The sequence below is a fragment of the Glutamicibacter sp. FBE19 genome (assembly GCF_015524875.1).
Lineage (GTDB): Bacteria > Actinomycetota > Actinomycetes > Actinomycetales > Micrococcaceae > Glutamicibacter > Glutamicibacter halophytocola.
This window is the reverse complement of sequence record NZ_JACKQN010000005.1, coordinates 144,264-168,362: the sequence shown is the minus strand read 5'-3', so window position 1 is coordinate 168,362 and position 24,099 is coordinate 144,264. Positions and strand designations below refer to the sequence as shown.

The following is a 24,099-nucleotide window of genomic DNA, read 5'->3' as shown; positions in this document are numbered from 1 at the left end:
TGATGTCCTTTCGTGACAACTTTGTCCGAGGGGCCAGTTCGGGGTGCGGGAATCCCGCGGGACCGCCGGTGAGGCAGAGGAAGTGCGAGTGGCTCGTCGTTTTGTAAGCGTTTCCAGAGTGGCACATATCACCAGGGTTGGCAAGGCGGCGGATAAAATCAGTCTTATGGACAACGGACTGCGGTTCTGGGCTCCCGTGCGCATTCCGACTCCTAAACTAATATTGCAAGCGTTTACATTCTGGCGCGCTTCGATTATCGTTACGGGCATGACTCAAACTCGCGCAGAAGCAGATAACCCCTTGCAATCCGAAGATTCCCAATGGTGGCGCTCGTCGGTGATCTACCAGATCTACCCACGCTCATTTGCTGATTCCAATGCCGATGGCATGGGCGATCTGCGTGGCATTACCCAGCATCTGGAGAGCATCGCCCAGCTATCCGTTGATGCTATTTGGCTTTCACCGTTTTTCACTTCTCCGCAGAAGGATGCAGGCTACGACGTCGCTGACTACTGCGATGTCGACCCGCTCTTTGGCACGCTTGCGGACTTTGATGAGATGGTTGCCCGAGCCCACGAATTAGGGCTGAAAGTCATTATCGACCTGGTGCCCAACCACTGCTCGGACCAGCATCCCTGGTTCCAAGCTGCCCTTGCCGCGGCCCCCGGTTCCCCGGAGCGTGAGCGGTTTATTTTCAAGGATCCTGTGCAGCAGGGCCACCCCAATAATTGGGAGTCGGTCTTCGGCGGGCCGATGTGGACGCCAACCACCAACCCGGACGGCAGCGCGGGCCAGTCGTACCTGCACATCTTCGATTCATCGCAGCCCGATTTCAACTGGAAAAACGAGGACGTGCGCGCGATGTTCCGCGACGTCTTGCGCTTCTGGCTAGACCGCGGCACCGACGGGTTCCGTGTAGACGTGGCCCACGGGCTGATCAAGGCCGAGGGGCTTCCCGATTTCACCCCGGATCCGGCTGGCGCCTCGATGGGCGGCACCGAAGAACTCGCCCCATGGTGGGGCCAGGACGGAGTGCACGAGATCTATCGCGAATGGCGCCAGGTGATCGATGAATACGAAGGCGACCGCGTCTTGTGCGCAGAAGCCTGGGTTAACCCGCTGTCGTTGATGGCCAAATGGGTTCGCAATGATGAAATGCACCAGGCCTTCAACTTCCCATACCTCTCTTGCGACTACGATGCGCAGCAGCTGCGGGAAACCATCGATGAGTCACTGCACGAGTTTGGCGCGGTTGGGGCACCGAGCACGTGGGTCTTGTCCAACCACGACGTCGTGCGCCATGCCACCCGTTTGGCGCTGACCGACGAGAACCCCCAGGGCGAAGGGATCGGACCCAAGACCCCGAACCTTCCCGATCCGGCCACCGGGCTGCGCCGGGCCCGATCCTCGACTGCGCTCATGCTCGCTCTTCCGGGCGGCGCGTACCTTTACCAGGGCGAGGAGCTCGGATTGCCCGAGGCCGTGGATCTGCCCGATGATGCCCGCCAGGACCCCACATGGTTCCGCACCAATGGCGAGCGCTACGGCCGCGACGGGTGCCGGGTCCCCCTGCCGTGGAAGGGCGATGCCCCGTCCTTTGGTTTCAGCGACAGCGGCAAAAGCTGGCTTCCGCAGCCAGCCTCGTGGGCTCCCTATGCCCGCGATCTGCAGGCAGATGATCCAGATTCGACATTGAACCTCTACCGCCGGCTGCTCCAGCTGCGCAAGGACCACGGTCTGGGCACCGGCGGCCTTGAGTGGGTGCCCGGAGACCAGCCGGATCTGCTGGCCTTCCGCAATGGAAAGGTGCTGGTCGTTGCCAACTTTGGAGCCGCGCCGCTTGCGCTCCCGCCGCTCGTGCAGGACTCCCAGGAACTGGTTCGCAGCCAGCCCCGGGACAGCACCGCCCCGGGGATGATTCCCGCCGAAACCACCATGTGGTTCTTGCTGGCATAGCCAAGGCAATCAGTCCCGGCGTCAAGGACACCGGGTATCGTTGAACAGTGGCCGCGCTGTGCTGAATGCACTTTCACGCATATCGCGGCCACGAACTTGAAGGAAGGACGTATTGTGGCCGGGATCAAAGATGTCGCCCAAGCTGCCGGAGTCTCGGTGGCAACTGTCTCCCGCGCCCTGTCCGGGCGGGGATCGGTGTCAACCACCGCCCAGGAAGCGGTGCAACGCGCTGCGGCCGAGCTGGGATACGTCGTTTCATCCTCCGCCTCCGGGCTGGCCTCGGGCCGCACCCGGAATATCGGCGTTCTGGTCCCGGTGATCAACCACTGGTTCTATGCCAGCGTCCTGGAAGGCATTTCCAGCACGCTCATGGACGAGGGCTACGACACCACGCTCTACCAGTTGACGAAGGATCGCATCCAGCGCGAAAAAGTCTTTTCCGACTTCCTCCTGCGCCAGCGAGTCGATGCTGTCATCGCGGTCAATGTTGAGCTGAATTCCGAGGAAGTCCAGGCATTGCATGCACTGGATAAGCCCCTGGTGGGAGTCGGCGGCCCGCTGCCTGGCGTGCCCACGCTGCATGTTGACGATGAAGGAATCTCTGCGCTCGCGACCCAGCACCTGATTTCCCTGGGGCACCGGCGCATCGGGTTTATTGGCGGGAACGAGGAAACCGACGTGGATTTCCGCGTTCCAAGCCGTCGGCGCACCGGATACGAGCAGGCGCTGGATCAGGCCGGCATCGAAATTGATGACAAGCTCTGCGTTGGCGCCGACTTCACCATGCCGCAGGCCTATGCGGCGGCCAAGCAATTATTGGGCGCCCCGATTGCGCGACCCACCGCTCTCATGGCCGCCAGCGACGAGATGGCCATTGGCGCGATTCTCGCGGCCCGCGATCTTGGGTTGCAAGTCCCCCGCGACCTTTCGGTCATTGGCGTGGATAACCACGACCTGTCGGAAATGTTCGGCTTGACCACCATAGAGCAACGGCCTCATGAACAAGGCGAGTTGGCTGTTGCCATGCTGCTGCGGGCCATCCGCGGCGAGGAGCCTGCGCATGCGCACACGGTTGACCACCGCCTGGTGGTCCGTTCGTCCACCACGCGCCCCCTCGACGCGTCCTAGACTGCCCGCTTCACAGCGAGACCTCGCCTTCAGCACCGTGCCCAGGCTTAAAAAGCTGCCCGCGCCGTTGGCCGGATCATTCGAATCCGGTCAACGGCGCGGGCAGGATGCTCCTGTATTGCTTTTTAGTGGGAAGTCCTCAAGTCTTCGGAGCTTCCTTCAACTTCTTCAACGTGCAGATTCCGTCCTCGGGTCTCGCCCACCCAGAACACGGCGGCCACCGAAATAATCGTCAGCACCATGATGTAGATGGCGATCGAAATCGATGCCCCAGTGGATTCCAGCAGAATCTGCGCCACCGTCGCAGCGAAGGCGCCGCCGAGAATGGCGCCAATGGCATAGCCGATCGAAATGCCGGAGTAGCGCACGTGGGCCGGGAACATCTCTGCGTACATGGCCGACTGCGGACCGTAGGACAATCCCAGGCCCACGGTCAGCACGAAGATCGCCACCGCGTAGAGAACGATATTCCCGGTATCAACCAGCATGAACATCGGGATCATCCATACGAAGACTATCGCGTAGCCGATAACAAAGGTTGTACGGCGTCCAATCAGATCCGAAAGCCATCCACCGACGAGGGTGAAGATCAGCCAGCCTACCGAACCGATGGTGGTCGCCAGCAGCACAGGCGCCACCGGCATCTTCAGGACTGCGGTGGTGTAGGAAATGAAGAACGCGATCACCAGGTAGCCGGCAGCATTGTTGGAAATGAAGATCAGCGCCGCCTGCAATACCTGCTTTGAGTGCTTGGCCATCAGTTCGCGCAGTGGCGTGTGCTCTGCGGCCTTGCGCAAGGCCAGCTGCTTGAAGACCGGCGATTCCTCTACTGCACGACGGATCATGTAGCCCACGAGGATCAGCAAAATCGAGAGCAAGAACGGAATGCGCCAGCCCCAGGCGCCGAATGCTTCTGGCGACATGGATACACGAAGAATGTAGAGCAGTCCCGTAGCCAGGATCATGCCGATCGGCACACCGATCTGCGGGTAGGCGCCAAAGTAGCCACGACGGCTCGTTGGCGCGTGCTCTACTGCCATCAATGCTGCGCCGCCCCATTCGCCGCCAGCCGAGAAGCCCTGGATGACTCGAAGCAGCACCAGCAGGATGGGCGCCGCAATGCCGATCGAGGCGTAGGTGGGAAGAACGCCGATGAGCGCCGTGGCGGCACCCATCAAGATCAGGGTCAGGACCAGGATCTTCTTGCGCCCATACCGGTCGCCGAGATGGCCTGCCACGATGGCGCCCAGGGGACGGAAGAAGAAGGAGATGCCGATCATCGCGAAGGAGAGGATCTGAGCTAGTCCTGGATTCGACTCCCCCAGCGGCGCGAGAAACAGCGGTGCCAGCAAGGTGGCCGTGAGCTGCGCGAAGATGAAGAAGTCATACCACTCAATGGTGGTTCCCACGAGAGTTCCGGCAAGTACCCGGCGCTCTTCCTGGGTGCGAGTGACTGTAGATGACATGAGTTGCCCTTTGCCCGTTACTTTACCGACCGTTCGGACGGTATATTGTTCTCACTATCATAATCTGAGAGTGAACCAGATCACAACACCGGGAGCTGCTTGGCCAATGCCAGAACCGAAAACCGCAACCTGCACCCGAAGAGAATTCGGTGTTCTAATAGAGAACGACTAAAATTGCGGTTAAAGCAACTATTCAGCAGTCGCAAGGCTCACCGCGAGGGCGCTGACGAGCATTAATCAAATGCCACGCGCCAGATTGAAGTTCCATGCCTACTTCCCAGACCCTTTCCCGCGGAATCCGCGTCCTCGAAATGGTCGCCGACTCCCCGGTACACCTGTCGATTGCCGAAATTGCCGAGAAGCTTGAGGTCCATCGTTCAATTGCGTATCGAATCATCCGCACGCTCGAACAACACCACCTGCTCAATCGCGACGCCGCAGGCCACATTCGCCCAGCATCAGGCCTGGCAGCACTGGCCCGCTCCGTTCAGCACGACTTGCAGGCTACAGCAACCGCAGAACTCACAACGCTGGCCAATCAACTCTCGATGACAGCATTCGTCGCTGTGTGGGAATACGACCTGTGCACGACATTGCAGTCCGTGTCGCCACTGAACTCGCAGCGCGCCATCGTCCATCGCCCCGGTTCGGTTCACGGCATGGACGTGGGCGCCGCGGGCATTGCTATCCAATCGAGCTACAGCAAGGAAGCCTGGGAAGCGATGGACACCTTAGTTGCCTATCGCGATGCCGCAGCGCAAGCACGGCTCGACGGCTATGCCATGAGCGAGAACGAAGTCATCCAAGGCGTCACCTCGCTGGCCGTGCCCATCGAGCAGCCTGGGCAAGCTCCTGCAGCCCTCGCGGTCGTCTTCGCGACAAGCACCGTGGACTCATACCAGCCGGTGATCGAAGCGCTGAAGCTGTCAGCTGGACGGATCAGCCAGAAGCTGGCCCACTAGCAGCGACGCCTTGTTAAAAAAGGAAACCCGCAGCGGATCCGAGTTGGATCCGCTGCGGGTTTCCCTTAACTGCTAGCTGCCTGCAGGTGCCTTAGCGAACCCTGGAGAGCGTCGGCGACTTGGCGACGATCACCTTCATCGCCAGCGCCGCGAGGAAGATGACTGCCGCGCCACCGGTGGATACCCAAAACGCGCCCAAGTAGCCCAGCGACTCGGCAAAGACTCCGGCCAAGCCGTTGCCGATTGCCGTGCCCACGACGATGCCAGCCGAGAGCATCGTCATCACCGTGGACAAACGGGAGGCCGGCGCGACTTCTCCGCCCAAGGTCATGACGGTGACGATTACCGGCCCCACAGCAAAACCAGCAACAAACAGTGCCACGATCATCCAAGGCGTTGTCGTAGCCATGTGAAGCCCGAAGCTCAAGATGGTCAATAGTGCCCCGCAGAGAATCCAGCGGTTGATCTGCCGGAAGTACTGTGGCCATGCAGCTACCGAGATGGCCGCGATGGCGCTGGACAAGCCCATGGCACCGTAGAGCAGACCGCCTTCATTCGAATTTCCCTGGTCTCCGGCGAAGGCCAAAGTTCCAGCGGCCGACGAGCCAAAGACCGTGCCCAGTGCGATCATGCCCAACACCAGCGCGCTGATCGAAGCGACCTGGGCGCCAGTGATCCGCGCCTTCTCGGTGGTCGCGGTGGCCGCGACCGGCTTGACCGCGCGACCGGTGGAGTGGGTGGCAAAAATCGGGACCAATACCAAGGTCATGATTGCCGCCAGATACAACGGCAGCACCGGGTTCACCAGCGAAGCCAGCAGACCCACCGCCACTGGGCCAAAAACGAATCCCAATTCATCAAACATGGATTCCAGGCTCAAGGCAGCAGACAGGACCTTCGGATTCTTCTTCTGCTGTCGGGTCATGGCAATCCAGCGCACGCGCGACATCGGTCCGACCTGGGGCCCGGTAGCACCGGTGACCAGGCACATGGCGACCAGCAGGGGCACCGATAGGTCCGGGCCGCTATTTCCCAAAAGGGTCAGCAAAACCAGCAAGATGCTGTGGATCAAGGCGACGGCGACCAGGATGGGGCGCTGCCCGAAACGGTCGGCAAGATACCCAATGCTGGGTCCGCCTACGGCAGAACCAAGGCCAACCATGGCCGCGGCAAGTCCGCCCAAGGCGTAGGATCCGGTGGTGGCGGTGACCAGGGTCATCGACCCGATGGTCAGCATCGCCAAAGGAAGGCGGGCCAGGAAAGTCAGTGGCAGGAACGGGGCTCCGACCAAGGGAACAAGCGCAGAGTAACCGGATTTCATCGCCGATTCCTCGCGTTTTTCTTTCGACAACGCATACTGAGTCAACAAAACTCCATAACGAAGCGTGCGCCGTCCCACACCCCCCGACGCACAAATTCCCAGACATGCCTGATGGCACTACCTTCAAGATAGCTACCAGCAAGCGGCAAGTCCAATCCTATTGGCCAGTGCCCAGCAGGCTATCACGCTGGATGGTCGAGCCGTGCTGGGTCTTGAGCACGGACACCCGGTTGGTGATGCGTTGCTTCATCTCGGCAACGTGGGATACCAGGCCGATAGTTCGTCCGCCCGCGCGCAAGTTCTCCAGCGCTTGCATCACTTCTTCCAGGGTCTCGGCATCCAGGGAGCCAAAGCCCTCATCAACAAAGAGGGTTTGCATGTCCACCGCGCCCGAGTGATGGGAAATCACATCTGCCAAGCCCAGAGCCAAAGCCAAAGATGCCATGAACGTCTCGCCGCCGGACAGCGTTTGGGTTTCCCGGTACTTTCCGGTCCACGAGTCCAAAACCCGCAGCCCCAATCCGGACTTTGAATTCCCTTGCTTGGAATCATCATGATGCAGCGAATAGCGGCCACCGGACATCGCATCCAGCCTCTCGGTGGCGGCAATGGCTACTTCCTCCAGCCGGGCAGCCAAGACATAGGTGCTGAGCGTCATCTTGTAGAGGTTCTCTCCCCCGCCACGGATCACTTCAGCCAGCCCGCGCAAGCGCCGGTAGGCTTCGATCACCGGACCCGCATCTGCCCGAAGGCGCTGCAGCTGACCAACCGATTCCTCGTGGCGTTCCAAGCACGTTGCCGCCAGAACCAGCTGTTCGCGGGCCGCTTCATACTGTTCCTCTGCAGCCGCGGCCAGGGCACGCGATTGGAGAATTTCATCATCGTTCGGAGCCTGGACGCCCTTGACTTCCAGGTCCCGGGCCGCACGGCAGTCTTCGGACTTTTCGAGGGTTGCAATGGCGCTGGCAAGATCTGCATCCGCCCGTTGCAGCTGCTTCAGCCTCTCGCGTTCTTCGCCCTCCAGCACTGCGGCTTCAAAGTCGCCAATGGTTTCAAAGCCGGCTTCTCTCCGTTCCCTATCCCACGCAGATTCGGCCTCGTTCAACGCTTGCCGGGCTTCGAGCAGCTGGCGTAAGGCCTGCACGGAAGCGGCCAGCCCTTCGGATTTCCCCTGGAGCCCGCGGACCTGCTCGGACAGGCTTTCCTTGCCAGCACGCAGCTCTTCCAGCTTCGCGTCTAGCTGTTCCAGCTGGGCAGCCAGCGACTGGGCGTTGTTCCGCGCCGTGGAATGCTCGAGGGTGGCTTGGGCTGCGCGAGCCGTACGCTGCTCGATCCGTGCGCGAAGCTGGTCGAGCTTTGCCACGCGGGCAGAGATCTCGGCTTGCTGCTTGCGTGCCAGTTCCAGCTGGAGTTGCGCCGAGCCCAGCTCCTCGCGCAATTGCGCCACGCTTTGTTCGCCCGCGGAGACCTGCGCCGTTTCCAATTTGGCAGCCAGCGTGTCCCGCGCCTGGGCGGCCTTTTGTCCTTCCGCACGGGCAGAGGCCACCAGTTCCTCGGAGATCTGGATCTGCTGGTCGTCGATCAAGGCGGCATCAGCATCTGCTTGCGCCGGGGCAGGATGCTCCGCTGAACCGCACACCAGGCAAGGCTGCCCCTCCTCCAGCGCGGCTGCCAGGCGCAGCGCGCTTTGTCCTAGCTGCTCGGTGCGCAGAGCCAACAAGCTTTTTTCAGCGTCGACAATCTTCAACTCTTGTGCGATTGAATGTTCGCGGGCCGCAAGGACTTTCTTTTCCAGGTCATCACGGGTCAGCGCATGGGCAATTTGCGTTTCAGCCAGCTGCTGGCGTTCCTTGGCTCGCTGCAGGTTTTCACCAGCCCCGGCCTGGTCCAGATCTTCGCTCTCCAATTTTTCGCGTTCAGTTTTCAATTGTGCGACCTCGACCTCTGCCTGGTCACGGGCCTTCTCATGCGTTGCCGCGTCCTGTTCTGCCTTGGACACATCCTTGGCAAGGGAGACTCGACGTTTCTCTTCTGCCAATGCAGACTTCGCTATGGCCAATTCCTCGGCAACATCAGTGCTTTCCTGGCGCAGCCTGTCCAGGCCCGATGCATCCGGTTCACAGGCCATGCTGACAGCCTGGCTTAGCCACAGCTGCTGTTGTTCCCAGTCGAATGTGGATTGCTGCAAGGCGGCCCGAGCACCGTTGGCCTGCGCAAGATAGGCGCGCACTGCCACAGCCTGGGCGTCTTTCTCCAGCTTGCTGCTGGCACTCACTGCTGCGCCATGGCCCTGCCCATAGCGGCTCTGCAGCGTCTGCAGTTCGCCAAGCCGGGCAAATACGCGCCGGCGTTCTTCCAGCGCACGCGCATGATCGCCTGTGCGTGTTCTCTGTGTCCGCAGCCTTTGGGCTTCAGCTTCGGCCAGCCGGTGAATCTGGCCAATGCGGGCCCGATAATCCGCAAAATAATCGTCGGGAGAAGCCAGGACCGCTTCTTCTTGCTCTCCCGGTTCGCGCAAAGGCTCGCGGCCGGCCAGGAAGGTTCGCGCTTCGGCGTGAATGGCCTCTTCGGATGCGCTCAGACGGGCTTCGAGGCTCTCGGTTTTCTTGCGTTCTTCGGAAAGACGCAAGGAAAATTCTTCTTCGATTCGCGCGTAGTCACTCGTATCGAAAAGATTGGCCAGAAGATCCTCGCGGTCTTTGGCCTTCGCCCTCAGGAAATCCGCAAACCCGCCTTGAGGCAGCATGACCACTTTGGTGAACTGTTCGCGATCAAGCCCCAAGAGACTGCCCAGCACATGTCCAACCTCGTCATTGCGGGTCGAGAGTTCCTTCCACCCATCAGGGGTGAACTCCCGCAGCAAGCTGGACGCCTTTTGCTCGGTGGTTTTGTTCTTGCCCCGCTTTGACGGGCGCATCCACGCAGGCGAGCGGGTCACTTCGAAGCGGCGATCGCCAATGGTCAGCTCGCAGAGCACTTCTGGAGCCAGGTCGGCAGGCGCATGATCGGATCGAATTTGCCGGCTGCCGGTGCGGCTTCCGGGCAACGTGCCGTACAGGGCATAGCAAATCGCATCGAGGATGCTGGATTTTCCTGCGCCGGTGGGCCCGTCCAGGAGAAAGAGGCCGCCCTCGGCGAGCTCGTCAAAGTCGATGTGCTCGCTTCCGGCGAAGGGGCCAAATGCCTGGATCCGGAGATGATGAATTCTCACTGGCTGACCTGCGCTTCCCGGGTGGCTCGGATCACTTCGGTGATAACGTCTCGTTCGGCTTCATCCGCCGCCCGTTCACGCACGTGTTCCAGGAAGTCGCCCACCACCTCTTCGGTGCTGGTCGCCTTGGCCATCCGCTGGGTATAGCTGGAGGTCTGGGATGCTTTTTCGCCGCCTTCGGGAGCAAAATTCAGCACCACGGTGTCGGGGAAGCGCGTGCGCAGGGCGTTCATCGCCTCGGCCGGGCGCTCGGGATCGGTGAGCGTGATCTGGCACCAGGCTTCGATGGCATATTCCAGTTCCGGGTCGTTGAGCAGATCAGCCAGCCGGCCCTTGAGAACCGCCAATTTCTTCGGAACCGAAACCAGGATTTCCTGGACTGAGCCGATGCCTTGCGCGGTGGTGTCAATCAGCCACATGCCCTTGGTCTGGTTCACTTCGGAGAAGGAATAGGCCAACGGCGAGCCTGAATAGCGCACGTGGTCCCGTACTTTTTGGCGACCATGCAAGTGGCCCAAGGCGGCATAGCCAAAGTGCTCGAACAGCTCGACCGGAACCACATCCAGGTTTCCGGTGCTCAGCTCGCGCTCGGAGTCGCTGCCAATGCCGCCGGCCGCGAACAGGTGCGCCATGGCCACGGGAACAATGGGCTTCTGCCCATTGTTCAGCGTCGCGAGGTGCTCGTCGATTTCACCGATTGCTGCCTGCACCACCGATTCGTGGCTGGCTTTGGCCGCGCCCAGGCGCTCCATCACCATGCGCGGTTCCAGGTAGGGAATGCCGTAGATGGCCACCTGGTGATCCTCTGCATCGCACACCACCGGAGAGAGCATGCGGTCAAGATCCGCGATGATGTGCACCCCGGCACTATCCAGCAGCTCAGCGCCAAAGCCCAAACGGGAGGCCGAATCATGGTTGCCACTGGTGATCACTACGGTGGCGCCGGTTGCCCGCAATTCGGACAGCGCCCAGTTGCACAGTTGGACGGCATCAACGTGGGGCAGGGCGCGGTCGTAGATATCACCGGCGATCAGCACCACATCAACCTGCTGGTTGGCCGTGACATCGATGATTTCCTGGAGCACGCTGCGCTGCGCGTCAATCAGGGACGCACCGTGGAAGGTCCGGCCCAAATGCCAATCGGAGGTGTGTAGCAATCGCATATTTCCAACCATATGCAATGTCGGGGACAACTTGGACATTAGAATGGAGCTGTGAATGAAACCGGTGAATCTGCACTCCTGCCAGAGAACTACTCAGACAAGGTGTTTGCGATCCTCCTCGGCCTAGCCGACGGCGCAACCCACGCCCGTGACGACATCGACCCCGGCGCCACCGAAATCCTCCCCCTCTATCTGGCCGACGGCCTGCTGGAAGCGTTGGAGTGGGCTCGTGATGGCGTTGCCAGCGACGAGGCAGCCTGCATGTGGCTTGCCGCGCTGCGCAGCTACAAGAAACTCACCGGGACTTTCCCCGCCGGCGCGCCCGAACCACTGGGCCGCTGGATCGACAAGGAATTTCCCAAGGTGGAGATCTTCGAGAAAATCGCTGACGGCGATCCGCAGAATATCTCCGGGTTGAACAGCGCCGATATGGGACAGCCAGGCCGCCCGACAGGCGCCGATGCCGACTCCACCGGGGTTCTGCCCCGCGCTGCGATCACCGCGCTGCTGGCCCGCGTGCCGCTGGGCACTACGGAAACCCTGGCTCGTTCAGCCGCCTTCTTGACCCACGATGCCCAAGCAGCCAAAACTGCCATAGCCGCAGCAAAGATCATTCGCTCGGCCATGGAACGCTCCGAGGAGTCGGCCAGCGAGTGGGACGGCCTGCTGGCTGGGCTTGAAGGCCCATCGGCCGAAGCCTTGCGCACGGCGGTATCCAAAATCCGCGAAAATATTTCGCTGTCGCCAGAAGATGCCTACAACGCGTACTTTGGCGAGAACACCGAGGCAGAACCGGCCGAGTCCGACGTCTCGGCTGCTCCTGAGCCAGTCGTGTCGGAGCCGGAGGATCGGGACCCCGAGGTTGATGCCTACGCGGTGGCCTTGCTGGCGGCCGTCTATGGCACCGAAGCTGTTGGCGAACGTCCAGCCAGCGCGCTGGATGACATCATCTCGGAATTGCATGACCGCTGGATGGCCCTGCTCGTCTAGCGCAAGACCTTGCAAATCACGGCGATGGCCGGCTCTGATGAGCCGGCCATCGCCGTTTTTCATGCTGGAGCTATGCGGTCAGCCCGAAGCCGCCAACCATTTGCATGAATTCGCCTTCGGAAATGATCGTGACCTTCTGGCCCTTTTCGCGCAGGCGCAAAACGTGCTTGGCCTTGTTGGTCAACCGGCCGTTGGCCAGGTCCTGCGGTACAAATCCGTCGCCGACAACCAGGGCAGTGGTTGCGCGGGTCACCCGCGATGCGGTCTGCGCACCGTGTTCGGCGGCAAGTTCCTTGGCTTGCGGACGCGGCAGGGCCAGATTGCCGGTGAAGACCATGATCTGCCCGTAGAGCGGATGCCCCGGATCCGCTTGGAGATTTGGCGACGGGTTCGGCCCTTCCTGAGGCCAGTTATTGAACGCGTCCTGTGGCGGCAGCGGGTGGCCGGAGGCGAGCCATCCCTGGGCGTCGCGGGTAGCGCGCGAGTATTCGTCGCCCGGTTGCCACGCCGAGGTGAGCCCCAGGCGCACGCCATAGTGGTCTGCCGTTTCCAAAAGGGAATCCAAACCGCTGCGTTCAGCCATATCGATCATGGCCCACGCGCAAGCGGTGGAGTCGGCGAGCGCTTCGTGGTGGTTCTCGATGGGATGCCCGGCTTCTTCGGCCACAAAAGGCAGGGAGTAGCTGGGCAGGTCGTAGGCCTTGCGGGAGAGCTTCACGGTGCACAGATGGGCAATTTCCGGAACCGGGATTTCGCTGGCCTCCGAGGCGGCACGAATCACGCCGGAGTCAAAAGAAGAATTGTGGGCCACCAGCACATCCGGGCCGATGAAATCCAGCAACTCCGGAAGCTTCTGCGTGACTCGTGGCGAGTCGATGACCATGTCCGGGGTGATGTGGTGGATCGACACATTGCGGGGGTCGAAGTGGTCAAAACCTGCCGGCGGCTTCATGAGCCACTGCTCGGTTTCAACGATTTTTCCGGAACGTACTTTGACCAGGCCCACCGAACAGGCGGAGCCGATAAAACCGTTTGCTGTCTCAAAATCTACTGCTGTGAAGTCCAATGCCACGCCCAACAGCTTACTCTCTCTCGCCAAATCATCAGCATTGGCGGCTCGGGTTGCGCATAAGCAATACCCGGCAAAGTTCGTTCAATTACCGAATGGCTAGTGCGCCAACTTCGCCTTGACCTGGCGAAATCTCCAGCGATCAGCGCCGGTCCAGCGCTTTCGGCGCAAGGCATCTCACACCCCGCCCAACCAGCAACAGCAGGTGGTTTCGCAGGCTGGCCATCGCCGGGCAGTGAACATACCCCCGTAATACTGCCCCTGGTCCCGGTAGCTACGAGGCTTAACTCCTACCGGGACGGCATCGCCTTCGCTGGGCACCGCGACCCGTCGATCCAGCTTGCTTCCCGACAGGGAAGGATGCCCGGGACTCCGAGAAAGCCGCAGGTGCAAAGCCAGTTCTTCTTGGCCCGCGCGCGGCCCTGTTGCGCTGCCGGCACATGATCGCTGATCCACCCAGTTCATCGCGCTGCCGCGCAGCTTTGGCATTCCGCGGAATCTTCGGTGGTTCACGAACGCTGCCGCTCCGGCCCGTCGCCTGGTTCAAACAGGCCTTCGGGACTTTGCAGTGAAACCTATTGCCAAACAAGGCTTTTGCTGTAATAGTGATTATCACCTATTCTCTATTGATGTACATCACATCTTGATTCCTCTCCCGAGGTCGCAAACAATGTCGTTTCCAAATCACAAAACCCTGATGCCCCGCATCGGCGCGAGCCGTATCGCGCCGCTGCCCATTGGCACAAAACCAACCGACGAAAAATCATTCTGGTTTGTCGCTGCACTGGCTTTCGCGCAGTTCGCATTATTCGTAGCCCTCTTGGGCCCGGTCATGGTCTCCATGGCCATCAAGGTCGGCACACTGGAAGATGACCCGGTAGCCCAGACATCGATGATCGGCTTCATCCTGGGAACAGGCGCCATCGCCGCAGTCATCGGCAACGTGTTCTTCGGCAGGCTCTCTGACCGAACGCGTTCCCGATTTGGCCGGCGGCGTCCCTGGATGGTACTGGGGTCCCTGGTCATGCTGCTGGGCTTATGGGTCATCTCCATCGGCACCAATACGCCCGCATTGATGCTTGGCTGGCTGATCACCCAGCTCGGATCCAACGCCGCCTTGAGCGCCTTCATGGCGACGCTAGCCGATCAGCTCCCGGAAAAGCAGTATGCACGGACCTCCGCAGTAGTTGGCATCATGCAGCAGGTCGGAATCCTTGGCAGCATCTGGTTTGCCACGTTGTTCACCGCGAACCTGGGTGCCCTCTTCATGGTTCCGGGCCTTGTCGGTGTCGTGGGCATCATCATTTACGCTGCGGTCCTTCCCGATCAAGTCCTGGATACCGAGCCCCCGAAACTCGACATCAAGGAAATTCTTCGCAGCTTCTGGGTCAGCCCGGTACAGCATCCGTATTACGCGCTGGTGTGGTGGCAACGCTTCTTGATGATGCTGGCAACCTTCCTTTTCACCACGTTCAGGCTGCCCTTTGTTGCCGGGCGCATGGACATGGATGACGCCACCGGTGCGGAGACGATATTCACTGGCGTGCTGATCTATACGATCCTGCTGGTGCCCATCGGCTATCTGGTTGGCTGGCTGTCTGATAAAACTGGCCACCGCAAGCTTCCCGTTGCCTTGTCGGCCACCCTGTTCGCAATCGGCACCTACTTGCTATTCCACGTTGATTCCCCAGGCGAGTTCTATGCGGTTGAAGCACTCCTTGGTGCTGCCAACGGCATATACATGGGAGTCGACATGGCCCTCGTGCTCACGGTTCTGCCCGATCGCAACAACCCGGCCAAGGACCTTGGCGTCTTCAACATCGCCAACGCCGGACCCCAATCACTGGCCCCGTACCTTGGTGGTTTCCTGCTGGCCGCCGGCGCTTCAGCGGGGTCGCCAAACTTCGGGCTTCTGCTGGTAGTTGCCTCCGCTGCCGCGCTCCTCAGCGCCTTGCTCATCCTCCCCATAAAGAAAGTGAAGTAATCCCCATGACGCTCAAGACACATTCCTCCCAGGATCTGCTCAACACCTATCGCCCGCTGATCGACAAGCTGAGCTTGCCAGAGAAAGTCCGGCTGCTCAGTGGCGAAACCGCCTTTACCCTGCCGGGCAACGAAAGCATCGGGCTGGCAGAAATGGCTTTCTCCGATGGGCCAACCGGTGTTCGCGGATTGAAATTCTACGGGGATCCGGTCGCGTTGTTCCCGAACGCCACCTTGGTCTCGGGTTCATGGGACGACGATATCGCGCGTGAAGTCGGAGTGCTCCTCTCCGAGGAAGCTGCCCGCCAAAAGATCCACGTGGTTCTGGGACCAACCATCAACTTGCATCGCACGCCCTTGGGCGGACGCCTTTTCGAAGGCTACTCGGAAGACCCCTACCTCACGGGCCGCACCGCGGCGAATTATGTCAATGGCATGCAAGCATCCGGCACCGGAGCCTGCCTGAAGCATCTGGTGGCCAACGAATCCGAAGAGATGCGCAATTTCATGAGTTCCAGCTTGAGCGAAACCGCGCTGCGCGAGGTATATCTCACGCCCTTCGAAATTGCAGTACAGGATGCACATCCCTACTCGATGATGGCCGCCTACAACGACGTCAACGGGGTGCCGGCCACCGAGCAAGACCATGTACAGAACCAAATCGTGAAGGGCGAATGGGACTGGGACGGGCTGATCATGTCCGATTGGTATGCCACCAAGCACACCAGCGAATCCGCCAACGGCGGCCTTGACCTGGTGATGCCAGGCGGAGACGGCCCTTGGGGAGAGCACCTCGTTGAGGCAGTTAACCGCGGTGAAGTAGCAGAATCAACGATCGACGAGCACCTTGCCCGCCTGCTCTTGTTGGCAGAACGCACCGGCGCGCTCAGCTCCGATCGCTCTCAGCTGCGGACCTTCGAGCAGCAGATGCCATCCCCCACCGATCCTGCGCGTGCAGAGCAGCTCAAGCGAATCGCAAGCCGCGGAATGGTGCTTCTGAAAAACGAGTCGGATCTGCTCCCCCTCGACTCGGGCACCGTTGCACTGAGCGGGCATCACGCCCTGGCCACGCAGAATATGGGTGGCGGTTCCGCCCAGGTCACCCCTCCTTACCAGGTCAGCATCGCAGATGGCCTCGGCGCGCTACTCGGAAGCCGGCTGGCTGTCGCAGATGGGCCGTGGCCACGCCGCCGGCCCCTTGCGGTGGACCCGGAATCGGTCACCGACCCGGGCACTGGAACCGCCGGGATGGAAGTCACCTACTTCGCCCAGGATGGGTCGGTCATCAAGAAATTCCACTCCGATCTCGCCGAGATCACCGTCGGATGGGACGATGACGGATCCCAGATTCCCGCCCGGCTTCGCATTCGCGCAAAGCTCTCCGACACCATAGAAACAGCACGACTTGGCGCGATGGGTGCAGGACGCTGGACGCTGGAGTACCAGGACGCACAAGGCACGGTTGTGTCCCTGGACCGTTCCTGCGAGTTCGCAACCAATGATCCGGGTGAAGCGATCCTGCGCCCGCCCGCCTTCGAGCAGATCTGCAAGGTTGCCGCTGGATCAGTTGTTACCGCGACGGTGGATCTGGTAGATACCGACTGGTCCGCCCGCTTGCTGGAAGATCCGCGCTACAACATGGTCGCCGAATCGCATATGGCCGGCTTTGATTCCTTCGGAAAATTCGCCCTGGTGGCCACCGACGTTCCTGTGGATGAAAACCAGCTAATCGCTGCGGCCGCCCAGGCTGCAGGTCAGGCCGATACTGCGGTGGTCGTCGTCGGCCTCACCGAAGAAGACGAGACCGAAGCCGCGGACAAGACCACCCTGCGCCTGCCCGGTGAGCAGGACGAGCTGGTGCGGCAAGTAGCCGCGGCAGCCAAGCGCACAGTAGTTGTCGTCAACGCCGCAACCCCGGTTCTCATGCCCTGGCTGGAGCAGGTTGATGCGGTGCTGGTTGTTGGCTTGCCAGGACAGGAAGGCGGGCACGCAGTAGCCGAAGTCCTGACCGGCGTCGCCGAGCCCACTGGCCGCCTGGTCACCAGCTATCCCGCGGAGGATGCTGCCAGCCCTGCATGGAGCACTTCTGTGGATGGGGACCTTGCGCTTTGCTACTCCGAGGGTTCCTTCATCGGCTACCGCGGATACGCCGCGAGCATGGCTCCCGCTCCCCTCTTCTGGTTTGGCCATGGCCTCGGATACGCCACGTGGGAATACCATGGCGCACAGCGTGAAGGCGACCAGGTGCGGGTTGAACTGACAAATACCGGCCGCCGTTCCAGCCGGGAAACCGTGCAGCTGTATTTCCAGCCCGATGATGTTTCGCAGCCAGTCCGCTTGGTTGGCTACCAGGGAATCCAGGTTGGCCCCGGCGCGAAAGCGAGCGTCAGCGTGGAGATTGATCCTCGAATGATGCGCGCGTGGGATGAGGAAGCGGGCAACTTCGTCGAACTTGGCGGGGGAACGTTCTTGCTGGCACGTTCGCTCGGCGATGTTCGCTTGTCGATTCGAAGCTAGCACCACGCCGGGCCAAGGGTGGCAGCTGTCGGAAACGATGGTTGCCACCCCTTAGGCTTAGCTAGAGTAGTTCGTGAATTTTCTTGGAAGGACACCCGGTGGCAGCGGCGAAGTCGGTACATCCCAGCGCTAAAAGTGGACGGCCAAAGGGGGCTGATTCCGGGGCCCGGCGTGATCATATTCTGAACTGCAGCATCGATCTGTTTGTTGATCGCGGATATCACGGGGTGAGCATGTCCATGGTGGCCCGTGAAAGCGGCCTGAGCCCGACCGGTTTGGCACACTACTTTTCTGACAAGGATGAACTCCTGACAGAGATCCTCCGGCGACGGGATGTCATTGATACGTCGAATTGGCTTGCAGCCAATGATGGAGCCAACGGCAGCGGCTGGGAACGCATTACGGCGCTGACCGGCCTGGTTCGGCACAATGAATCACAACAACAGCTCATGCGGCTTTTCACGACCATGGCCAGCGAGGCGACCAATCCGGATCATCCTGCACGCCAATGGCTCTTGGAACATCATCATCAGACGATGGATACGATCAGGCAAGCATGCCAGGAAGCCAAGAAAGATGGAGTGCTAAGGGCGGATGCCCCGGAGGACCTGATCGCCCGGGTGCTGGTCTCCTGCCTTGACGGGCTGCAATTGCAATACCTTTCCGATGATTCGATGACCTCGATGGCTGAGAGCTTTGATCTTTTGTCCGGGGCGCTTTTTGAGCGCTATAAGGCCTAGGGCAGAACCAAGAACAATGACCCGGGAACCCGCCTGTGAAGCGAGTTCCCGGGTCATTGTCGTTCAAAGTGCGGGTCAAGCCATTGCCTTGCGCAACGTCGCATATGATCCGCTGCCGAGTGCCAGGGCCAGCACTGTTCCCAGCAACGTCACCGATCCTGCGGTCAACGATGCCATCCAGCGGCCAATCGGCACCCAGTTGCCACTGAGGGTGATCGCGGTGGCGGCAGCGAGCAGAATCAAGGCCAGGCCGACCACCAGGACGAGAACGCCCATGGTTTTCCACCGCAAATAGATCGTCGCTGAGAAGAAGCCCATCATGAACAACAGGATCATGAGCACGAAGTAGAACATGATCTGCACGAACCAGTTGTTGTCGGCGATCCACTGCAGGGCGAAGAATCTTCCATCCACTCCCCAGCCGCCGGTGGCGGTTTCCACGAGCCCCATGAGGTAGTAGAAGACCGAGAGAACCAGGGCACAGGCGGAAAACAAGCCCACGGTGCCTAGATAGAAGCTCCGGCGCGAAATGCTCATCCCCAAAGAAAACGGGAAGGTCATGGTCAGCGCCTGGATGCCCAGGGCGAGGAAGTACCACATCGGAGCCTGGGCGCCTCCGCCATAGAGCACGCCGTCACCACCGTTGCGACGAACCAGCCACCAGATGGCCAGCGTCACCAGGAAGGCGCTGGCCAAGATCAGCAGCGGAATGCCGATGAAGGTGGCCTTGTTTATCAGTTGCATTCGGGCCACTTTGATAATGCGGTTCACGATCGGGCCTCCGTCTTTTCGCCAGTTGCCGTGGCAGTTTCGCTCAGGGCGCTGCGGACCACGAATTGCTGCAGCGAGACCGGGCTCAAATCCAGTCCCATGAGTTTCGCCTGTTCGCGCCTGTCGGCATCCAGCTGGGTTTTGATGGTGACACTGGATAGCGCACCGAGTCCATCGCGATGCAGCACCGTAGCGGCGCCGATGAATTCTTGGACCTTGGCCGCCTCGCCGGTCACCGTCACGGCCGCGCCGCGCAGGTCTTCAGCGTCGGCATCGATGACGATCCGGCCTTTGTCGATCACGATGACGTGTTCGAGCAGGTTCGCGACCTCGTCGATCAGGTGGCTGGAAAGCACGATGGTTCTCGGGTATTCGGCAAAGTCCTCAACCAGGCGGTCGTAGAAGACCTGCCGAGCCACAGCATCCAAGCCGAGGTATGGTTCGTCGAAAAAGGTGATTTCGGCGCGTGAGGCCATGCCGATGATGACGCCCACTGCGGAAAGCTGGCCCCGCGAGAGCTTCTTGATCCGGCGCTTGGTCGGCAGCCCGAAGTCCTGAACCAGATTTTGCGCCAATTGCTCGTCCCAGTTCTCGAAGAACATTGCCGCGGCGGTGAAAGCCTGATGGACCTTGAAGTCCTCCGGGTACTTTTGGGATTCGCGGATGAAGCAGATGCGCGAGAGCGTTGGATCATGCTCGAATGGTTCATGCCCGAAGATCAGGGCGGTGCCGTGGTCTGGATAGTTCTGCCCGGTCAAGATGGACATCAGGGTGGTCTTGCCGGCGCCGTTGCGCCCGAGCAGGCCGTAGATCCGGTGAGCTTCCAAATCCAGGTTGATGTTATCCAGCGCCCTGACGTCCTTGTAGGTCTTGGTCAGCTCGCGTGTGGCGATTGCAGTTGATTGTGTCATGCCGTTCCTCCCTGCCTAGTGATGAAGTTTCAGGTATCCGAACCGGTTTTGATCATGGCGACCAGTTCGTCGACGCCGATGCCGAGCTTGGAAGCCTCGGCGGTAAGTGGAGCAATGAATTGCTGCTGGAACTTTTCACGGCGCGCGCCGCGCAGCCGCTGTGGTGCACCCTGGGTCACAAACATGCCGATCCCCCGCTTCTTGTAGAGCAGCCCGTCTTCTACCAGTCGATTAATGCCCTTGGCTGCAGTGGCTGGGTTGATTCGATAGAAAGCCGCAAATTCGTTGGTGGAGGGCACTTGCGCCTCTTCAGCTAGAACACCAGAGATGATGTCGTTCTCAATCAGCTCAGCGATCTGCATGAAAATCGGTTTCGAATCATCGATCACGCCGGCTCCTCTCCGTGTTCGCTCCCACCACTCAAGTTAGTGGGTTAGTTACTCATGCAACTAACCATAGAACCTAGGGCGGCGGAGCACAAGTGCTGAGGGCTTAGCTTTCTGGGCATTCTCATAATGAATGCATACAAATTCCCAAATCACGTCGAAAATTCGCGTTATTCCGCACTTTTCAACACCCGGAAAGCAAGGTTTTTCCTGTCAACGAGTGGCGTTTGACCTGCCCCTTAGCTGCTACATGAGGTTGCCCTACGAACCGCACAGCAATCAATTCAAGACTTATGACAGCCCCCTTTTCGAAGAACTACAAGGAACTCCATGAACATCTTGCTTTTTGCGGCCGCCGACGTCGCCGCCATTTTGATTCTTACTTTTGGTCTTTACCTTCGCCGCCATCGACGCAGGGATTTGGCTGTGTCCTACATCGGAATCAACATCGGGGTGTTCGCCGTCGCGACCGCCTTGGCCGGAAGCACCGTCAGCGCCGGACTGGGCATGGGACTTTTCGGAGTTCTTTCCATCATCCGCCTGCGCTCGACCGAGCTGGAACAGCACGAAATCGCCTACTATTTCTCAGCCCTGGCCATCGGCTTGATCACCGGCATGGGTCCAACGCCCATCTGGCTTCCCCTGGCACTGGTGGGCCTCATCCTGATCGCGATGCTCGTAGCCGACCATTCAAAGGTCCTGCCTACTTACCGCCATCAGGAAGTCATCCTGGACCGGGCCATCGCCAACGATGAAGAACTCCATGCCTACCTCGGCTTGCTCCTCAATGGAGCCACGATTCACCAGGCTGTGGTCCAGCAGCTGGACCTTGTCAATGACAAGACCATCGTCAAGGTTCGTTTCTCCGCACCACGAATCGACCTGATCGAACAACCATCATCACGCACCGTCGAAAACCACGAAGTCATGACGGGGCAAACACGATGAATTTCACCGACCAGCTGGAAACCATAAGCCTCAACGAGCTCAATGCGGCCGCCGCGCTCCAAACCCGTACCGACCGCAAATACATTCTCACCGCGCAGCAGGCCAGGGAAGTCCTCCCGCTCTTGGCGAAGCAAGCACTGGTCCTGTCCATCGAAGGGCGCCGCGCATCGGATTACACCTCCGTCTACTTCGATACCCCTGATCTGGCCAGCTTTCACCTGGCCGCGCATCCCCGGCGGCGCCGCTTCAAGATTCGCACCCGAAGCTACATGGATACCGAGCAGTGCTACCTGGAGGTGAAAACCGAGGGGGCGCGCGAACAGACGGTGAAGGAACGAATCGAACACCCCTTTGCGGCACGCAGTGCGCTGGGCAAAGATTCGCTGGAATACATCCACGAGACCCTGGAGCACGAGCTGGGGAGCTGTCCCATAGCGCCGGCTGAACTCACCCCTGTTATTGATTCCTCCTACTCCCGCACCACCTTGTACCTGCCGCAATCGAATAGCCGCGTCACCGTGGACAACAACCTGATCTGGACGGATCCGCAGTCCGGGTTCCGCCTCGAATGCGACGAGATCATCGTGGAAACAAAGTCGGCCTTGAACGCTGGCCCAGCCGACAAACTGCTCTGGAGCCACCAGATCCGGCCGTCACGGATCTCAAAATTTGCCACCGGAATGAGCTTGATCCACCAGCATCTTCCAGCCAACCGCTGGCATAAGACAACCAAGCACAAATTATCCACCGCAGTATCCCTGCACCCTTAGGAGCATCATGATTGACTCACCCCGCCACCGGGCGCAGTCCCCGCGCCAATTCCGGTTCAAAACCCCACGGGCCATGACTGCCGTCGCATCCTTGTCCATTGCCGCACTGGCTCTTGCCGGTTGCACCAATTCAGCATCGGCGCAGAGTGTCGTGAATACTAGTCTCAGCACCGAAACGGCGGCATTCTTCAACGCAGATTCCGTGCATGAGATCAGTGTGAGCGCTGAACCCGACGACATCACCGCCGCGCTGAAGGCCTATGCGGCTGACGGAACCAAAGATTGGATTTCCGCCGAGGTCACCATTGACGGGACAACATTCAAGAACGTGGGCATGAAGCTGAAGGGGAACTCCACTCTTCGCGGCGCTGACGAATCATCGGATCCCGCATCGCTGCCGTGGATTCTGCGGCTGGACAAGTTCGAAGCCAACCAGAGCTATTCGGGACGAACAGAGTTTGTCATCAGGACCAATTCCAGCGAATCCTCGCTGAATGAGGCCGTGGCACTTGAACTTCTTGGCGAAGCGGGCCTCGCCACCGAGCATGCGGCGGCCACTCGCTTCTCGCTGAACGGTTCGGATGCCGAACTGCGCCTGGTCATAGACAACCCCTCCGATGAGCTTTACAGCGAGGAGACTTTTGACGGCGAGGGCATCACCTACAAGGCCGACGCCGATGGCGATTACTCCTACCGCGGAGACGCAGCCAGCGACTACGAAACTGCCTTTGAAGTGGAATCCGGGGCGGACGATCTCACTCCGGTGGCCACGTTCCTGGATTTTGTGAACAACTCATCGGATGAAGATTTCTCCAGCAAGCTATCGGACTACCTGGACACCGGCCAGTTCGCAACGTACTTGGCCATGCAGGATCTGGTGTCTAACACCGATGACATTGACGGGCCGGGCAACAACTCCTTCCTGCGATATGACGCAGCCACGAAGAAGATGACGGTCGTCGCATGGGATCAAAACCTTTCCTTCGGCTCTGGCCCAGGCGGGATGGGCGGCGGCGGCCCAATGGGCGGTGGCAACGGGGGCGGGCCCGGCAAGATGGATGCCGATTCATTGCTCACCAGCATGTTGCCCGATGGCTTGAAGCTCGCCGACGCCAAGAAGCAAATCGAGGCAGGGACGGTGCCGGACGGCGTCGAGCTCCCAGAGCAAATGGCTTTGGAAGACGGAACCGAATTGATCGACGTGCTGAAGGATCTGGCCAAGGGCGAGATGCCAGAAGGCCTGTCCTTCGGCGGCGGAGGGCAGCGGCCTGGGATGAATGGCCAAGGCGGCGCGCCCGATGGGACCATGGCTCCCCCAGAGCAGAATCCAGCGGACGGCACCAAAGCCACCGGCGATACGACGCAGGCCACCAAGGACAATCCTGCAGGCGGCCAAAACGGCGGCAAATCGATGGGCGGGAAATCCAACCCGCTGGTGACCCGGTTCCTGGCGGATGAAGACTTCAAGGCACAGTATGAAGCTGCCAAGACCGAACTGGCAGACAAGCTCTATGAATCCGGCACCGCCGAGGAAATCCTCGACAAGTGGACCACGCTGTTGAACAACGAAGCCAGCGACCTGATTGATTCAGAAACAGTGAGCAGCGAAGCGGACGCCATCCGTTCGCATTTCACCTCGGATTCAGCGCAGTCATCCACCCCGAGCTCCCAGCAGCCCTCTACCGCTCCAAAGACCGAAGAAGATGAAGCAACGCCCGGCGCTTCAACGACTTCAAATTCCTGATACCGGGCAGATCGGCAGCCTGGCCGGGCATGGCAAACGCCAGCTGGCACTTTCCACGAGGG

The 24,099-nt window shown here is 60.2% G+C and carries 18 protein-coding genes; 10 read left to right on the top strand and 8 right to left on the bottom strand.

The window, feature by feature from the left end; translation table 11 throughout:
* The first annotated feature begins 268 nt into the window (after positions 1 to 268).
* Positions 269 to 1,957, top strand: coding sequence for a glycoside hydrolase family 13 protein (locus H6F58_RS10565; protein ID WP_146274902.1), 1,689 nt, complete (start codon positions 269 to 271; stop codon positions 1,955 to 1,957).
* A 114-nt stretch (positions 1,958 to 2,071) separates the two neighbouring features.
* Positions 2,072 to 3,085 (top strand): LacI family DNA-binding transcriptional regulator, encoded by a 1,014-nt coding sequence (locus H6F58_RS10560; protein WP_146274901.1) that lies wholly within the window; start codon positions 2,072 to 2,074, stop codon positions 3,083 to 3,085.
* Positions 3,086 to 3,210: 125 nt separating this feature from the next.
* Here the strand turns inward: H6F58_RS10560 and H6F58_RS10555 are convergent, their stop codons facing one another.
* Entirely contained in the window at positions 3,211 to 4,551 is a 1,341-nt protein-coding gene (locus H6F58_RS10555; protein WP_146274900.1) for an MFS transporter, read from the bottom strand.
* A gap of 266 nt (positions 4,552 to 4,817) precedes the next feature.
* Between H6F58_RS10555 and H6F58_RS10550 the strand changes: the two genes are divergently transcribed.
* Entirely contained in the window at positions 4,818 to 5,513 is a 696-nt protein-coding gene (locus H6F58_RS10550) for a helix-turn-helix domain-containing protein (protein ID WP_060701324.1), read from the top strand.
* Positions 5,514 to 5,604: 91 nt separating this feature from the next.
* On the opposite strand, the gene H6F58_RS10545 is transcribed toward H6F58_RS10550, so the two are convergent.
* From H6F58_RS10545 to H6F58_RS10535, 3 genes are all read right to left on the bottom strand, one after another.
* Positions 5,605 to 6,834, bottom strand: a complete 1,230-nt coding sequence (locus tag H6F58_RS10545) for an MFS transporter (RefSeq protein WP_075972580.1) — start codon at positions 6,832 to 6,834, stop codon at positions 5,605 to 5,607.
* A gap of 157 nt (positions 6,835 to 6,991) precedes the next feature.
* The gene (locus tag H6F58_RS18420) at positions 6,992 to 10,045 is read right to left on the bottom strand and encodes an SMC family ATPase (protein WP_146274898.1); all 3,054 of its coding nucleotides are present in this window, start codon (positions 10,043 to 10,045) and stop codon (positions 6,992 to 6,994) included.
* Entirely contained in the window at positions 10,042 to 11,208 is a 1,167-nt protein-coding gene (locus H6F58_RS10535; RefSeq protein WP_195181724.1) for an exonuclease SbcCD subunit D, read from the bottom strand. The genes H6F58_RS18420 and H6F58_RS10535 overlap by 4 nt, the downstream gene beginning before the upstream one ends.
* A 51-nt stretch (positions 11,209 to 11,259) precedes the next feature.
* On the opposite strand from H6F58_RS10535, the gene H6F58_RS10530 reads away from it, so the two are divergent.
* A complete protein-coding gene (locus tag H6F58_RS10530) occupies positions 11,260 to 12,198 on the top strand; it encodes an ADP-ribosylglycohydrolase family protein (protein ID WP_171919266.1) in 939 nt (312 codons plus the stop codon).
* Between the two features lie 70 nt (positions 12,199 to 12,268).
* On the opposite strand, the gene H6F58_RS10525 is transcribed toward H6F58_RS10530, so the two are convergent.
* A complete protein-coding gene (locus tag H6F58_RS10525) occupies positions 12,269 to 13,270 on the bottom strand; it encodes an exonuclease domain-containing protein (RefSeq protein WP_146274895.1) in 1,002 nt (333 codons plus the stop codon).
* 667 nt (positions 13,271 to 13,937) lie between these two features.
* Here H6F58_RS10525 and H6F58_RS10520 point away from each other — a divergent pair.
* From H6F58_RS10520 to H6F58_RS10510, 3 genes are all read left to right on the top strand, one after another.
* Positions 13,938 to 15,251, top strand: coding sequence for an MFS transporter (locus tag H6F58_RS10520; RefSeq protein ID WP_171919265.1), 1,314 nt, complete (start codon positions 13,938 to 13,940; stop codon positions 15,249 to 15,251).
* A 5-nt stretch (positions 15,252 to 15,256) separates the two neighbouring features.
* Positions 15,257 to 17,767: a glycoside hydrolase family 3 C-terminal domain-containing protein gene (locus tag H6F58_RS10515; protein WP_195181723.1), complete on the top strand. Its 2,511-nt coding sequence runs from the start codon at positions 15,257 to 15,259 to the stop codon at positions 17,765 to 17,767.
* Between the two features lie 98 nt (positions 17,768 to 17,865).
* Positions 17,866 to 18,507 (top strand): TetR/AcrR family transcriptional regulator, encoded by a 642-nt coding sequence (locus H6F58_RS10510; protein WP_195181722.1) that lies wholly within the window; start codon positions 17,866 to 17,868, stop codon positions 18,505 to 18,507.
* Between the two features lie 75 nt (positions 18,508 to 18,582).
* On the opposite strand, the gene H6F58_RS10505 is transcribed toward H6F58_RS10510, so the two are convergent.
* From H6F58_RS10505 to H6F58_RS10495, 3 genes are read right to left on the bottom strand one after another with little or no spacing between them, the layout of a single operon-like run.
* Entirely contained in the window at positions 18,583 to 19,251 is a 669-nt protein-coding gene (locus tag H6F58_RS10505; RefSeq protein ID WP_206693614.1) for a hypothetical protein, read from the bottom strand.
* 23 nt (positions 19,252 to 19,274) lie between these two features.
* Complete coding sequence (locus H6F58_RS10500) at positions 19,275 to 20,189, bottom strand: ABC transporter ATP-binding protein (protein ID WP_195181721.1); 915 nt, start codon at positions 20,187 to 20,189, stop codon at positions 19,275 to 19,277.
* Positions 20,190 to 20,218: 29 nt separating this feature from the next.
* The gene (locus H6F58_RS10495) at positions 20,219 to 20,578 is read right to left on the bottom strand and encodes a GntR family transcriptional regulator (protein WP_146274889.1); all 360 of its coding nucleotides are present in this window, start codon (positions 20,576 to 20,578) and stop codon (positions 20,219 to 20,221) included.
* A gap of 327 nt (positions 20,579 to 20,905) precedes the next feature.
* Between H6F58_RS10495 and H6F58_RS10490 the strand changes: the two genes are divergently transcribed.
* Genes H6F58_RS10490 through H6F58_RS10480 form a run of 3 tightly spaced genes read left to right on the top strand, consistent with a single transcriptional unit; the run spans position 20,906 to position 24,037 of the window.
* Positions 20,906 to 21,523, top strand: coding sequence for a DUF4956 domain-containing protein (locus H6F58_RS10490; protein ID WP_146274888.1), 618 nt, complete (start codon positions 20,906 to 20,908; stop codon positions 21,521 to 21,523).
* Positions 21,520 to 22,293 (top strand): polyphosphate polymerase domain-containing protein, encoded by a 774-nt coding sequence (locus tag H6F58_RS10485; protein WP_146274887.1) that lies wholly within the window; start codon positions 21,520 to 21,522, stop codon positions 22,291 to 22,293. Before H6F58_RS10490 ends, H6F58_RS10485 begins: the two co-directional genes overlap by 4 nt.
* Positions 22,294 to 22,300: 7 nt before the next feature.
* Positions 22,301 to 24,037 (top strand): CotH kinase family protein, encoded by a 1,737-nt coding sequence (locus tag H6F58_RS10480; protein ID WP_195181720.1) that lies wholly within the window; start codon positions 22,301 to 22,303, stop codon positions 24,035 to 24,037.
* The last annotated feature ends 62 nt before the right edge of the window (positions 24,038 to 24,099 follow it).

Excerpts from the sequence above, each read along its gene's own strand:
- H6F58_RS10515 (WP_195181723.1), top strand. The coding sequence starts at position 15,257 with ATGACGCTCAAGACACATTCCTCCCAGGATCTGCTCAACACCTATCGC.
- H6F58_RS10490 (WP_146274888.1), top strand. The coding sequence starts at position 20,906 with ATGAACATCTTGCTTTTTGCGGCCGCCGACGTCGCCGCCATTTTGATT.
- H6F58_RS10555 (WP_146274900.1), bottom strand. The coding sequence starts at position 4,551 with ATGTCATCTACAGTCACTCGCACCCAGGAAGAGCGCCGGGTACTTGCC.
- H6F58_RS10500 (WP_195181721.1), bottom strand. The coding sequence starts at position 20,189 with ATGACACAATCAACTGCAATCGCCACACGCGAGCTGACCAAGACCTAC.
- H6F58_RS10520 (WP_171919265.1), top strand. The coding sequence starts at position 13,938 with ATGTCGTTTCCAAATCACAAAACCCTGATGCCCCGCATCGGCGCGAGC.
- H6F58_RS10505 (WP_206693614.1), bottom strand. The coding sequence starts at position 19,251 with ATGCAACTGATAAACAAGGCCACCTTCATCGGCATTCCGCTGCTGATC.
- H6F58_RS10550 (WP_060701324.1), top strand. The coding sequence starts at position 4,818 with ATGCCTACTTCCCAGACCCTTTCCCGCGGAATCCGCGTCCTCGAAATG.
- H6F58_RS10545 (WP_075972580.1), bottom strand. The coding sequence starts at position 6,834 with ATGAAATCCGGTTACTCTGCGCTTGTTCCCTTGGTCGGAGCCCCGTTC.
- H6F58_RS10565 (WP_146274902.1), top strand. The coding sequence starts at position 269 with ATGACTCAAACTCGCGCAGAAGCAGATAACCCCTTGCAATCCGAAGAT.
- H6F58_RS10535 (WP_195181724.1), bottom strand. The coding sequence starts at position 11,208 with ATGCGATTGCTACACACCTCCGATTGGCATTTGGGCCGGACCTTCCAC.
- H6F58_RS10485 (WP_146274887.1), top strand. The coding sequence starts at position 21,520 with ATGAATTTCACCGACCAGCTGGAAACCATAAGCCTCAACGAGCTCAAT.
- H6F58_RS10480 (WP_195181720.1), top strand. The coding sequence starts at position 22,301 with ATGATTGACTCACCCCGCCACCGGGCGCAGTCCCCGCGCCAATTCCGG.